The organism is Chryseobacterium sp. KMC2, from assembly GCF_016756935.1.
Taxonomy (GTDB): domain Bacteria; phylum Bacteroidota; class Bacteroidia; order Flavobacteriales; family Weeksellaceae; genus Chryseobacterium; species Chryseobacterium rhizosphaerae.
The window spans coordinates 27,449-41,132 of record NZ_JAESIT010000021.1; the positions used below are offsets into that span (position 1 = coordinate 27,449).

Below are 13,684 nucleotides of genomic sequence, written 5' to 3' on the forward strand. Positions count from 1 at the left end.
TCTCTGTTTTTTATAGAATATTATCAAGGCAAAATTCAATTTTCTAAAATAGCTTATTGGTTATATTTACTTGAAAAAACACACCCATGCTGATAAAAATTTATGGAAGTGCCATTCACGGAGTTGCTGCCCAGACGATTACTATTGAAGTGAATGTAGATACGGGAGGAGTGGGATATCATCTGGTAGGTCTTCCCGATAATGCGATCAAAGAAAGCAGCTACAGGATATCTGCGGCCCTTAAAAATGTGGGCTACAAAATCCCCGGAAAGAAAATTACAATTAATATGGCGCCTGCGGATCTCAGGAAAGAGGGATCTGCTTATGATCTGAGCATTGCTCTTGGTATTTTGGCGGCTTCCGATCAGATTCTGGCTGAAGAAATCCAGCATTACATCATTATGGGCGAGCTTTCTTTAGATGGAAGCCTTCAGCCGATAAAAGGAGTTCTTCCTATTGCGATCCAGGCCAGAGAAGAAGGCTTTAAAGGGATTATTCTTCCGGTTCAGAATGCCCGCGAGGCAGCAATTGTTAATGACCTGGAGGTATATGGAGTGGAAAATATTAAAGAAGTCATTGATTTTTTTAATGAGGGAAAGGCACTTAAAAAATTGACATTAGATACCCAAAAAGAATTTCAGGATAAAATCAATGATTTCCCTTTTGATTTTTCTGAAGTGAAAGGACAGGAAGCCGCAAAAAGAGCTATGGAAGTTGCCGCAGCAGGAGGGCATAACATCATTATTATCGGTCCTCCGGGAAGTGGAAAAACCATGCTGGCTAAAAGAGTTCCCAGTATTTTGCCTCCGTTGACCTTGAAAGAAGCATTGGAAACCACAAAGATTCATTCTGTAGCAGGAAAAATAGGAACCGAAGCTTCATTAATGACTGTGCGCCCCTTCAGATCTCCACACCATACGATTTCTGATGTTGCTTTGGTGGGAGGAGGAAGCTACCCTCAGCCGGGAGAAATTTCTCTTGCCCATAATGGAGTATTATTTCTTGATGAAATGCCGGAATTTAAACGGACCGTGCTGGAAGTGATGAGACAGCCATTGGAAGATCGTGAGGTCACCATCTCAAGAGCCAGATTTACGGTCAATTATCCCGCAAGTTTTATGCTGGTTGCCTCAATGAATCCCAGCCCAAGTGGCTTCTTTCCGGATGACCCCAGTAATACATCTTCTGTTTACGAAATGCAGCGGTATATGAATAAACTTTCCGGACCGCTTTTAGACAGAATTGATATCCATATAGAAGTGCAGAAGGTGGAATTCGAGCAACTTTCCGAAAAAAGGAAGGGTGAAAAAAGCAAAGAGATAAGAGATCGGGTAGTAAAGGCAAGGAATATTCAGAATAAAAGGTATGAAAACCTGAATATCAGCTGTAATGCACAGATAGGTCCTAAAGAAATTGAAGCATTTTGTGAATTAGACGAAGCCTCTTTCAGCCTTATCAAATTAGCTATGGAAAAATTAAATCTCTCCGCCAGAGCATATGACAGAATCCTGAAAGTAGCACGAACTATAGCCGATCTTGAAGAAGCTGAGAAAATCCTGTCTTATCATATTTCCGAAGCTATACAATACAGAAGTTTGGACAGGGAGTTCTGGAATGGATAATTCCAACATGAAGCTTTCTATTTATATTGCATTATAAACTCCTTCTCGATGTGATTGTTGAGCGCTTTGAGTTCCCGTTGTTTTTCTAATGTCATCTGTCTGTAATCATAAGCTGCTTCATTTCCATTCTCGTCAGTATACGATGTTATCTTGTTATTGATCATGTCTTCAAAAGGATTGTTGTATCCTGTTTGCTTGAGTTTAATATATTTTTGCTTATCAATGAGTAAGGGCTTTTCCCCAAAATGGGTTTCTACAATCCCTAAAGTATCATATTCTTTATCTAGCCTTTTATTTTTGACCAATGTAAAATGAAAATAATTATTGCTGTCATATATTTCTAGGATCATACCCGGAAGCCCCCGAAATTTATAAGGACCCTCGGGAATTGGGATCGTGTCTGTAAACCATGCTGTCCATTGCCTGCCTCCAAAGTTGGTTGCAGCTGCCTGTACTTTTAGCTTATCCAGCATTTTTGTTTGAGGTAGAATAGTCCATTTCATTTCATCATTGGTTTTCATTTGGGCAGTTATATTGCCAACGATGAAATAATTTGTGTTATTGAAACTGTTTCTTTCTCTACTGATATAGTGATACAATTTCGTTCTTTCGTATTCTGAATCTGAGCTTGGATTTTTCATTATACTATCATTTTTCTGATCAATTAATGAATAGTATTTTACCGATTTAGGGTTGATGTCGGTAATGAAAAATTCCTTTAATTCATAAGCAGCAATGGTGTCGGGCTTAAATTTTAATTCATAGTAGAACCTATTACTTTGAGCATTTACACTTGCACCTAATAACATTAAAAATAAATAAGCGAATCTAATCATCAATGTGTTTTCAGAATTATACCAAAAACTAATCCTTTTTTTGATCTATAATCTGCTTTTTAATGGAATTATAACAAAATAACTTATACTTTCTTTTTTTTAACACAATTTTCATCAGAATTGATGAGGTACTATGATTTAAATGAATTTTTTTCAGTTGTCAATAAACTTTGTTTGAGTACGTAAATAGGTCTGCCTGTGAAGTATTTTAAAACTTCATTACCGGTTATGAAAATAAAAAAGGCCAGACAATACACTTACTGTCTGACCTTTTAATCAAAATGTATGTTTTTATTGTACGACTAGTTTACGGTTACTTTGATCACATTTTGTACAGCAGGAACCGGATATGATGTTCCCACTTTGGAAATAACCATATTTTCACTCTGTGGAGTTCCTCCAAATAAAGCCTGATGGTTTCCCGCTCCCGGATATTGATCAATGCCGGTTCCGGAATCAAATAAAGCTGTTCCGGAAGTAACGTCTCCTTTTATATTGGCATCAATATTCTGTTCATTGGCATAGAACCAGTCATTGGAGAATCCAAACATGGTAACATAAGCAATTTTGTCGCCCGGATCTGCCTTAAAGCTGGTAGTAACTTTACTTCCTGGTGATACAGGTGCATTTCCGGCAATGAATACCCCTTTCACGTTCGGTGAAGATTGTAAACTGTTCTGAAGTTTGGCAACATTTCCCATTTGTGCAATCTCCTTTAACCCCATTCCGTTATCCTTTTTTCCTAATTCATAGATCGGGTTCTTATCACCTCGATAAACAACCACCAAAGCAGGGGAGAGTCCTGTCATAATTCCCGTATTCGCATTTAGTTTTGTCATCATTTTTGTGATGCTTCCCATTTGGGCAATATCGGTAATCTCAGGGTTGGATAATGTGTTAGGCATAAAGAATGGAGTGCTGTTTAATAGCTGAGAACCATTGTAATTGGAAACAGCCCAGACGCCGGGAGAAAAAGGTGTTTCATGAGCGGTTCCACCGGAAGTATTGGTAATGGTTAGGGTAAACTCAGACGTTACATCATTATAAGCAAGATTCAGCTTCATCAATTGTGATGCAATGACATTAGGAACCTGCATAATAGGTTTGCTTTCCGCTAATCCCGTCATATTGTCTTTGGTTCCATTATCCCATAAAAGTACTTCTGACGAAACATCGCCAGCTATGGCATTCCCATTATTATCAAATAATTGTATTCCGGGTTGCTTAGAGGCAAAGAACCAGTCTTTGGAAGCACCATACATAGTTGAAAACATTAAAGACTGAGCTTTTCCTGCGCTGAATTTAATAGAAACCGATTGTCCCGGTAAGATCACCGGCTGTCCCGTTCCCTGAAAGCTGCCACTTTCTACAAAGTCCTTAGGGGTGACAACATTCTCAAAAGTAATACTTCTCTGAAAGGACACATTTCCCATCATGTCATCATCAGAATCGTTACATGAATAAAGACTAAATGCAGCGATAAGACCTGCTGCTGTACATTTTAAAAAGTTCTTTTTCATAAGATAATTTTTTATAGTTATAACTGTGCTAAAACTATAGTCGAAGACTTTCTAACATCCTGACAAAAAAATAATTATTTTCTTATGAGTTGACCTTTAGTAAATAATACGTCGAGTTTTGTCGTTAGGCAGGACAATATTTGCAGCAGGACAAAATAGATGTATGAATGCACCTCTTGACCTAAGAATTAACTTATAATCAAAAAAATATTAAATGGATAGTTTTATTGTTTTAACTAAAGATTTTGTAGCCAATGAAAGCGCGGTGGTAGATATTAAATCATTCGGATTGGGAAGTACGTTGGGCTCATTGGTATTTCAAAATAAAAGGGGCCAGTCTGCCACGTTTTTATGGCAAAAAAATATAATGCCCGACAATACAGAAAAAACGGGATACTTCAAAGAAGTTACCAATGAACTGGGGGTGAGAATTGCTCATTATGACGGATTCATCACCGTTACCAATGGTGGGGGAGTTCAGTATCTGGAAGCAGAATTAAAAATTTGAGACAAAGAAAAGGAGGCGTATGCTATATTCCCTTTTTACCGTCTAAGATCATCTGTATCATTTTGATCTTTCTATTTTCTCTTGTTTCAGGCTTCTTAGCTTCTTCAATCCAGCGGATGTATTCCTTCTTGTGAGTGTAGCTCATGCTGTCGAATATTGTTTTGGCTTTAGGGTTTTCATTAAAGATAAAAGCAATATCTTCTGCAATGGCTATAATTCTTTCCTCCTTATCTTCCATAAGAGAAACGGAAACCTCATCTCCAAAAGTTTTTCCAAGCTGCTTCCTTACTTCCTGGGTTAGTCCTAAGAGGTGGCAGTCGGTTTTCATTTTGGCAAGGCTTCCCCGGTATTCTACCTGACTGTCAAAAACAGCCTTGATCCTGACCAGTCCTTTTTTTCCAAATACATCTTCAGTAGAAAAAGGAAACTCTACATAGGCGGCATTCATTGAATGGTGGCTGTAAACTCTATTGTTTTAGGAATCATGATGAAAGATTTTATTATTCAAAAATAAAAAAACCGCGAAAACTAAATTTCACGGTTTTAAAAATAGATCAAAAGAGATTATTTTTTCTTTATTTTCTTAGGTGCTGTAGTCGTACCTGAGTTTTTAGATTTTGTATCAGCAGGAGTGTTTTCACTTCTTACAAGCTTTAGCTCATCCACTAATCTTCTGGCACCAGCATATTTGTCAATTGTCCAAAGAACAAAACGAACATCTACGTTGATTGTTTTCTGCCATTCCTGTTCAAATACGATATCTCCGCTTAATGCCTCGCTGTTTCCGTCGAAAGCAATACCGATAAGGTTTCCGTCACCGTCAATTACCGGAGAACCAGAGTTACCTCCTGTAATATCGTTGTTAGAAAGGAAGTTTACAGGCATATAACCTGCAGCATCTGCATACTGTCCGAAATCTTTAAGGTTATAAAGGTCGATCACTCTTTGAGGAAGATCAAACTCTTCATCACCCTTCTTGTATTTTCCTACAAGACCAGTCATGTCTGTATAATAGTTATCTTTAATACCGAAATAATTTCTGTCATTTCTGATAGGAAGTTTATCTACAGTACCATAAGTTAATCTCATAGTAGAGTTAGCATCCGGATAGAATTTTTTCTCAGGCATAGCCTTCATTAATCCAGCTAAGAACAGACGGTTATTTTTTGCAAAATTATCATCTACCTTAACATATCTTTCAGTGCTCATTTTTTGATCTGCCATGATTCCGTTAGCTGTTTTCCAAAGTGGATCAGCATCAAGCTTTAATGCATCCGGATTCAATAAGAAGTTCGTAGCAGAAGTTTTGTTAGCAAAAATTGAAGAATAAGCCAGGTTAGAAACCGTTTTAGCGTCTAATCCTAAAATAGTAGCAGAAGCTACATCTTTATTTTTAACTCTTGCCTGGTAAAGACTTGTCATAGCGGCAAGCATCTCTCCTTCCAAAGAAGGATTGAAGTTTTCATAAGCACCTTTGATTGCAGCTTCTGTTTTAGCTTTCATCGCTAATCTTCCCTGCATATCCTGAGCAGCATAAGCCTTAAGAGCAGAACCTACCTGTAAAGCAAGAGAGATATATTTTGTGTTTCTTGCAAACTGTGAAGCATAGTTTCTCTCAACATTTCTGTCTGAAACCTGCGTGTAATAAGCACCAATATCCTCCAGAACACCATCATAAGCATCGTTTCCTGGCATTGCAGCCCATTTTTTATAAGTATCTTCAATTTTCTGTTTGTCAGAGATGGTTCCGTTTTTATCTACGGCATCAATAGTTCCCTGTCTGTTTTTCCAGTAGTTCGCTACAGAAGCATATTGAGAAGCATAGTTAAGCTGAGTCGCCTTATCCTTATCCATATACTTTTTCATTACGTCCATAGCCACTTTAGAAGCCTCTACCCATGCCGGATAGTCTTTGTTTACCATTTGCTGAATTCCGTAAGAAGTCAGGTAACGGTTAGTTCTACCAGGGTATCCTAAGATCATTGAGAAATCCCCAGGCTTAATTCCCTTAAGAGAAACCGGAAGGAAATGCTTAGGCTTCAAAGGAGTGTTGCTTGGAGAATATTCAGCAGGATTTCCTGCAGCATCAGCATATACTCTGAAGACTGTGAAGTCAGCAGTATGTCTTGGCCACTCCCAGTTATCAGTATCACCACCGAATTTTCCTAATGAGGAAGGTGGAGCACCTACTAATCTGATATCTTTATAATCCTGATATACGAAATAATAAAATTCATTTCCGTTAAAGAAATCTCTTACCACTACAGTATATTTTCCGTTTTCAGAGTTTTCTGTCTGGATTGCTTTTGTTTCAGCATCAATAACAGCTTTTCTCTCTGCTCCGGTCATATTGTTGTTTAGTTTAGAATTGATTCTCTGCGTAGCATCATCCATTCTTACTAAAAATCTTACATAAAGATCCTTTGCATTAAATTCGTCTTTTTGTTTCATTGCCCAGAAACCATTCTTCAAATAGTCTTTTTCTGGTGTAGAAGCAGCCGCCACAGCGCCATAACCACAGTGGTGATTGGTAAATATCAGTCCTTTGTCAGAAACAATTTCACCAGTACAGAAACCTCCAAAGCTTACAATAGCATCTTTTAAGCTTGAATTATTTACTGAATAAATTTCTTCAGGCGTCAGGTGTAGACCTTCTTTTTGCATATCAACACCGTTAAGTCTTTTGATGAGCATTAGCAGCCACATCCCCTCATCCGCCCTCATCTGAGCAAAGCTCAGCAAGAAAGTGAATAGTAGAAATAGTCTTTTCATTTTATAATATAATTTTTGTGTCGCTAATTTACTAATTTTTACGATATTCAGTCCCAGATTGGTATGAAAATGGAATGATAATGCGCATGAAAAAAATACTAGTATCACTTTTTACCGTTTTATTTCTGGGTCTTGTCTTAAATTGCTCTGCTCTGCCGGATAAAAATCCTGCCCTTCAGAGACAATGGATGCTGATTTCTTTAGATGGTTTTTCTAAAGATCTGCTGATTGCCAATAAAGCAGAAATCAACCTCACCGGGAAGATGGAAGATGGTAAAATTCAGGGAAGTGCTTACATGGGATGCAACAGAATGTCTTTTGCTTTAGAATTTAAAAAAGGAGGGAAAGTAAAAATATCAAATGGAGCGAGTACCATGATGGCCTGTCAGAATATGGAGCTGGAAACTTCTTTTCAAAAGAAATTTGATACGATGACCAAATACACTGTAGAAGGACATTTTCTGACACTTTCTGATGAGAAAGGAAATACAATGAAGTTTGTAGCTGCTGATTGGGATTAATCTTAATTATCATTACCAATATATAAAAGTCCGCCGGATTGGCGGACTTCTTTTGTTTGAAAAATCTAGATAGGTTATTAGCTTTTAAGTTATCAGTTTTTTGGAATTGTTTTTTTTATTTGCTCCAGCGTTGCAGTATTGGGTAATCCTGTTGTATTATTTGTGTTCCTAGAATTCGTTGTATTACGGGATGCCTGTCTGTTGGGAATTGTTGATTTTATTTCTTCAAGGTTTGCTGTATTGGGAAGTAACTTCCCGGAACCAGAGGGTACCTTAGGTTTTGCTTCCTGTTTTTTCACTTCCAGTCCCTGATCTGAAACCAGAGCCGTTGAGGAAGTTTTTTTCTCTGTTTTTTCCTGATTGTCTTTTACTGTCTTTGCTTCCTGTTCCTTTGCCTGTTTTAAAACCTGAGCCTGATCTTCTGTCTGTGCTGCCTGTTTATTTTCCTGGGCATAGATAACGGAGCTTAAGAATAATAACAATGTGATATATACTATTTTCATGACGGTTTATTTTATGTTGACTAATACTTGAATTTTTCCAATTTCTTTCTGATCATAATCCTGAAGGGATTTTCCAATCACTTGCCCTATTTTTACCTTTTTAAGGCTGGCTTTCATGGCTACTCCCGGTGTTGAAGAAGTCACCAAAAGGTCACCTCTTTTTATCTTTCCGTTTTCCAGGCATACTTTAGTGGGAATTACCCCGATTACACCCATAGGAACTTTATCTGAGATATCGGTATCAATATGCTCTTCCGTAAGAAGTACTCCCGGTTTGGTAGCATATACACCGGCAACAAGGTTAGAGTAGGGTTTTGATGATTTTTCTACGGTTCTGTCAGAATTTACTGAGATCACTAATATATCTCCGGTTTCATATTCGGAAATTTTTCCCTCCACATCAAAAGCTTCGGCAACGTCAGCCCCACTGGCTTGTGTTCCTCCGTTAAAAAATCCTCTTCCGGCTTTGTTGATTCTGGCTACATTGGTTGAAGCACTCTGGTAGACGGCAATATCACCGGATGGTCCCTGATGATTGACAAGTAAGGTAGAGCCCGTCCCCGTAGTGGTTACATGTACTACCGGCTGGCCGTTACTGTTATTGAAGTTCGCAAATCTCCCTGCTTTACCTGTGCCAAAATTGGGTATAAAACCTGAGATCGCATTACCATTTCCATCACAAGAGGCTTCAATACCATCACCCGTCCCACCGGCATTGGCCGTAATCCCATTTCCGTTTCCTTCTGTTAAGGCTAGTAAAGCGGGACCATTTCCTGAAGCGTTTGATGAGTAAAATAAACCTCCGTATCCTCCGGTTCCGGATGATAAACCATAAATACCGGCTGTCCCGAAATTGGCGAATATCGAATTGACCTCCCCTTTTACTGCCGGAGAAGTTCCCTGAGTTTTATCCACTTTGAAGTTTCCTGCAGTACCATTTCCTACTGTGGTTACCGTAATTACATCACTGGTATTGGCATCATTAAAAATATTGAACCGTCCGGCACGTCCGGTTGCAAAAGATGGAACCCAGGCATACAATGCATTTCCGTTACCATCAATATTGGTTTCAATACCATTACCGTTTTTGCTCGCATTAGCGGTAATTGCATTTCCGTTACCATCCGTAATAGCAACCAGTGCGGCTCCGTTACCTGAAGGATTAGAAGCATGAAATAAACCGGCAAAACCTCCTGTTCCGGAAGAAATACCGAAAACACCTGCTGCTCCAAAGTTTCCGAAAATAGTGTTGACTTGTCCTCTTACTGCCGCTCCAACGCTATTGGTGTTGTTGACAAGAAAAGAGGCCGCATTCCCCTGTGTATTGTCAGGGATGTTTCCATTGCCATTAGTTTCTACCTCAAACGTATTATTGGTTGTATTGGTTTGGTTCAGATTTTCAAATCGGCCTGCACGGCCTGTACTGTTATTTAAACCTACCTGTCCATAAACTCCTATACCGGTTCCGGTGGCATTGGTGGCAATAAATCCTCTTACCCCATATCCACCTCCGTCATTTCTACCCACTACAGCTCCGGCAATATCACTGGTTGTTCTTCCTACCACTGCTTCACCGGCTCCGCTATTATCTCCTATAATCCCTGCAGAAGTCTGGGCAGACGTGATACCGTGTACTGCAAAGCCACTTCCTGTTGAACTGAAAACACCGGTTCCGTTTCCGGAAGTTGTCACATTGATGACCGTTCCATTTCCTAGAGTAGAAGCATTAAGAACATTATTGTTATTCGCATTATTGAAGATCGCAATGTTAGCAGGAATTCCGTTGTTACTGGTCGCAGAAAGTCCCGTTCCTGTATTGCTGTTTGCATATACCCCATATCCATTTCCACTGGAATTTCCATACACCCCTAATCCATTGGGAGTAACACCATAAATACCCCATCCGCTTCCGTTTTGGCTTCCCCAAACTCCTACTCCAAGGCCTCCGGTTCCGTTATTGATCCCGCGTACCCCTGAAGAAAAACCTCCGGGACCCGTACTGGTCACAATTCCTCTTACTGCAGCAATACTTGAAGTGGCTGTATTATTAGTCCCTTCTAAAGAAGTTCCATCTCCATCATTCGTTAATGAAAACAAAGTAGAAGCATTATTTACCGTATTGGTATAAGGAATGGTAAAGGTACCGCCACTGTTTCCTGCGGTCTTGGCATACATAGCGTACGGAACACTTAGCAGTTGGCTGGTTCCTGTAATAGTATAGTTGGTTCCTCCCGCAGGGTCGGTTTCAGTTTTTAAATAATAGTTTCCTGATGACCAGTTGATCGAAGCAAATGTTCCTGTAATAATGGTTCCCGTTCCTATTTCAAGGCTGATAAGACCATTGGTATTGGTATTTCCGGTAAGTCGTTCAGAATAAACCTCTGCTCCGGCAGGAGAACCCTGCAGTATACTTACCTTGACAGCGATGGCCTGATTGCTTAGCAGTTGTCCGACACCATTTCTCATGACGGCCTGATAACTCATTTTTTCAGGAGCCTGTGAAAGCCCCATAAAGAAGCCTAAGAGAATCCAGGACAGTAGTAATATTTTTTTCATGGCATTTATTTTTTAATGATTTTAAAAGTTTTAATGTTTTCTCCATTCCTGCTAATTCTGATAATATACATGGCAGAAGGCAGTGCAGAGAAATTAAGCTCAGATTTTGATTGTAAAATCATATCTTTTTTGATCAGTTTGCCCTGAGAATCGAATAACTGATATTCTGAATTCTTATAATCGTTTGTGGTAAAATCCAGATACAAATATTCTTTAAAAGGATTAGGGTAAATAAGAATGTCTTTCTGATCTTTTTGATCTGATGAAGCTTCCTGGGAGGAAAGGGTGGTGATTTCGAACCCCTGCTGTACCCCTTCAATAAGCTGAATGGGAGTACCTTTGTTGAGGTATGCAGTCTGGCCTATACTGTAAGATACAGAACCATTGCCTGATGACGCATCCGCTCCGGTAGCCAAAAGTGCTGACTGGGCCCGAAAGATGACGACAGAAAATACAAGCAAGGTGAGGCAATAAATAGATTTTTTTTTCATGAATAGCAGTTTTTAGGTGATTAGTAAAAAGTTTTTTTAAGGGCAAATTTGGGAAGACTAAATTACCACCTATGCACATCGGATTATGGAAAAATAGACCAACGGCAGAAATAATCGACCAATGGCGTTTTGTGAATTATTGTTGAAGAAAGTCTGTGTTTTTAGGGCTCGAAAAAGGAGAGGTTATTTTTGTAAGCTCTACCTATCGGAAGCTTGATGTGGTGGGTTAATTCTATTTCATGGCAGCTTTTTCCACGGATAAGATGTCTGGGTACGGCATAGCTGCGGTGTATCCTTACAAAAGAATCAAAGAAGTTTTTAAGAAGCAGGTTTCCTAAAGAATCGAGGATACAGTGATTTTTTTCCAGTGTGATAATCCGGGTATAGTCTTTCAAGGCTTCCAGATACAAAACATCTGTTTTCCTGATCTGAGAAATATTACCACCTTCTTTTATCTTAATAAAATTTTCCCCAAATAGGGCATCATAGCAATCGCACTTTTCTTTTACTTTGAAAAAATCAAAAAGCCTCTGCATGGAGTAATGAAACCGTTCTGCTGTTAGAGGTTTGGTTATAAAGTCCAGGGTATTGATTTCAAAAACAGTAGCGGCCAGCTCAGGATGGGAGCTCACAAAAATACAGGCAGGTATTTTATGGGCCAGTTTTCTGAATTCCGGACCACTCATTCCCTTTAAGTTGGTTTCGATAATAAGAAGGTCAATGGGAAGGTCGAGATAGGGAATTGCTTTTTCTGCCGAATCGAAAGAAGCGACAATTTCTATATTTTCATACGGTCTGATATAATGCTGAAGAACCAGCTTATCCAGTTCATCATCATCAATAATCATACACTTAATTTGTGTAATCATGATCTTCTGGCAATTAGTCTAACTATTTTAATTTTAAGATTTTAAAATCTTAAAATTATTACATAAAGTTATTGATTTTTATGAAACAATACTATAGCGGACTTAAAATTATATTAAAAAGTGTTATTAAATAAAATTTGATTTTGTTTTTTTTCTGAAAAATATTATCTTGTAAAAATCATAAACATAGATAGAATTTCATGTTAGAAAAGAAAGAACATAATTATGAGAAAGCAGTCTTGGTGGGTCTTATTACACAGCATCAGGATGAAGAAAAGCTACTGGAGTATATGGACGAACTGGAGTTTTTGGCTTTCACAGCAGGAGCAACCGTACAGAAACGCTTCACTCAAAAATTAACCCAACCTGATTCCAAAACCTTCATCGGAAGCGGAAAAGCAATTGAGATAAAAGAATACGTAAAAGAAAATGAAATAGGAACCGTCATTTTTGATGATGAACTTTCTCCTTCCCAGCTTAAAAACCTGGAAAGAGAGATGGAAGTTAAAATTTTGGACCGAACCAACCTTATTCTTGATATTTTTGCTCAGCGGGCACAAACCTCGTACGCAAGAACTCAGGTGGAATTGGCACAGTATCAGTATCTTTTACCCCGTTTGACAAGAATGTGGACTCACCTTGAGCGTCAAAAAGGAGGTATCGGGATGAGAGGTCCCGGTGAAACGGAAATTGAAACTGACCGTCGTATCATCCGTGACAGGATTACCTTATTGAAAGATAAGCTGAAAACGATTGACAGGCAAATGGCTACCCAGCGTAATAACCGTGGAAAAGTAGTTCGTGCAGCTTTAGTGGGATACACCAATGTGGGAAAGTCTACCCTGATGAATTCCCTGTCAAAATCTGAAGTTTTTGCTGAAAATAAATTATTTGCAACGCTGGATACTACCGTACGAAAGGTTGTGATTGGCAATTTACCGTTTTTACTTACCGATACCGTAGGGTTTATCAGAAAACTACCCACTCAGCTGGTAGAATCGTTCAAATCCACATTGGATGAGGTACGTGAAGCGGATCTTTTGATTCATGTTGTAGATATTTCTCACGAAAGTTTCGAAGACCATATAGAATCTGTGAATCATATCCTAATGGAAATCAACGCTCATCAAAAACCAATGATCATGGTTTTCAATAAAATTGATGATTTCAGCTATGAGAAAAAAGATGAAGATGATCTGACTCCAGGTACAAAAAGAAATATTTCTCTTGAAGAATGGGAAAAAACATGGATGGCAAAATCTAAATATCCTACTGTTTTCATCTCTGCACTGACGAAAGAAAACTTCCCGGAAATGAAGAAGATGATTTACGATGAGGTTATGAAAATTCATATTTCCAGATTCCCATACAACGATTTCCTTTTCGAGTATTTCGATAACGACGACGAAGAAAACAAGAATTGATGAAATATCCCTTTTTTCTTCTATTCATATTTTTTTCGGTTTTTGGCTTCAGTCAGAAATCA

12 protein-coding genes are annotated in these 13,684 nt (G+C 38.6%); 4 read left to right on the forward strand and 8 right to left on the reverse strand.

The annotated features are described in order from the left end of the window. Positions 1-86 precede the first annotated feature (86 nt). Positions 87-1,622 (forward strand): YifB family Mg chelatase-like AAA ATPase, encoded by a 1,536-nt coding sequence (locus JML65_RS19735; protein ID WP_047484556.1) that lies wholly within the window; start codon positions 87-89, stop codon positions 1,620-1,622. A 17-nt stretch (positions 1,623-1,639) separates the two neighbouring features. Here the strand turns inward: JML65_RS19735 and JML65_RS19740 are convergent, their stop codons facing one another. Both JML65_RS19740 and JML65_RS19745 read right to left on the reverse strand, forming a co-directional pair. Further along, positions 1,640-2,458: a GLPGLI family protein gene (locus tag JML65_RS19740; RefSeq protein WP_237390940.1), complete on the reverse strand. Its 819-nt coding sequence runs from the start codon at positions 2,456-2,458 to the stop codon at positions 1,640-1,642. Between the two features lie 302 nt (positions 2,459-2,760). Then, the gene (locus tag JML65_RS19745) at positions 2,761-3,978 is read right to left on the reverse strand and encodes a spondin domain-containing protein (RefSeq protein ID WP_202271815.1); all 1,218 of its coding nucleotides are present in this window, start codon (positions 3,976-3,978) and stop codon (positions 2,761-2,763) included. Between the two features lie 214 nt (positions 3,979-4,192). Between JML65_RS19745 and JML65_RS19750 the strand changes: the two genes are divergently transcribed. After that, positions 4,193-4,486 carry a hypothetical protein gene (locus JML65_RS19750; RefSeq protein WP_202271816.1) on the forward strand — a complete coding sequence of 98 codons (294 nt, stop codon included), beginning with the start codon at positions 4,193-4,195 and terminating at the stop codon, positions 4,484-4,486. A 22-nt stretch (positions 4,487-4,508) separates the two neighbouring features. Here JML65_RS19750 and JML65_RS19755 read toward each other — a convergent pair whose 3' ends face one another. Together JML65_RS19755 and JML65_RS19760 are read right to left on the reverse strand one after the other, a co-directional pair. After that, on the reverse strand, positions 4,509-4,934 hold the full coding sequence (locus JML65_RS19755; protein WP_202271817.1) for a YdeI/OmpD-associated family protein: 426 nt from the start codon (positions 4,932-4,934) through the stop codon (positions 4,509-4,511). A 116-nt stretch (positions 4,935-5,050) separates the two neighbouring features. Further along, a complete protein-coding gene (locus JML65_RS19760; protein ID WP_202271818.1) occupies positions 5,051-7,258 on the reverse strand; it encodes a S46 family peptidase in 2,208 nt (735 codons plus the stop codon). An 86-nt stretch (positions 7,259-7,344) separates the two neighbouring features. On the opposite strand from JML65_RS19760, the gene JML65_RS19765 reads away from it, so the two are divergent. After that, positions 7,345-7,779: an META domain-containing protein gene (locus tag JML65_RS19765; RefSeq protein ID WP_237390941.1), complete on the forward strand. Its 435-nt coding sequence runs from the start codon at positions 7,345-7,347 to the stop codon at positions 7,777-7,779. Between the two features lie 92 nt (positions 7,780-7,871). Here the strand turns inward: JML65_RS19765 and JML65_RS19770 are convergent, their stop codons facing one another. The 4 genes from JML65_RS19770 to JML65_RS19785 all read right to left on the reverse strand — a co-directional run bounded on the left by JML65_RS19770 (position 7,872) and on the right by JML65_RS19785 (position 12,198). After that, on the reverse strand, positions 7,872-8,282 hold the full coding sequence (locus tag JML65_RS19770) for a hypothetical protein (protein ID WP_202271819.1): 411 nt from the start codon (positions 8,280-8,282) through the stop codon (positions 7,872-7,874). Positions 8,283-8,288: 6 nt separating this feature from the next. Continuing rightward, entirely contained in the window at positions 8,289-10,838 is a 2,550-nt protein-coding gene (locus JML65_RS19775; protein ID WP_202271820.1) for a beta strand repeat-containing protein, read from the reverse strand. Positions 10,839-10,843: 5 nt separating this feature from the next. Then, positions 10,844-11,329 carry a T9SS type A sorting domain-containing protein gene (locus tag JML65_RS19780; protein WP_202271821.1) on the reverse strand — a complete coding sequence of 162 codons (486 nt, stop codon included), beginning with the start codon at positions 11,327-11,329 and terminating at the stop codon, positions 10,844-10,846. Between the two features lie 161 nt (positions 11,330-11,490). Next, positions 11,491-12,198: a LytR/AlgR family response regulator transcription factor gene (locus tag JML65_RS19785; RefSeq protein WP_237390942.1), complete on the reverse strand. Its 708-nt coding sequence runs from the start codon at positions 12,196-12,198 to the stop codon at positions 11,491-11,493. Positions 12,199-12,398: 200 nt separating this feature from the next. Between JML65_RS19785 and hflX the strand changes: the two genes are divergently transcribed. After that, positions 12,399-13,622, forward strand: coding sequence for a GTPase HflX (gene hflX, locus JML65_RS19790; RefSeq protein ID WP_047484572.1), 1,224 nt, complete (start codon positions 12,399-12,401; stop codon positions 13,620-13,622). Positions 13,623-13,684: the final 62 nt, after the last annotated feature.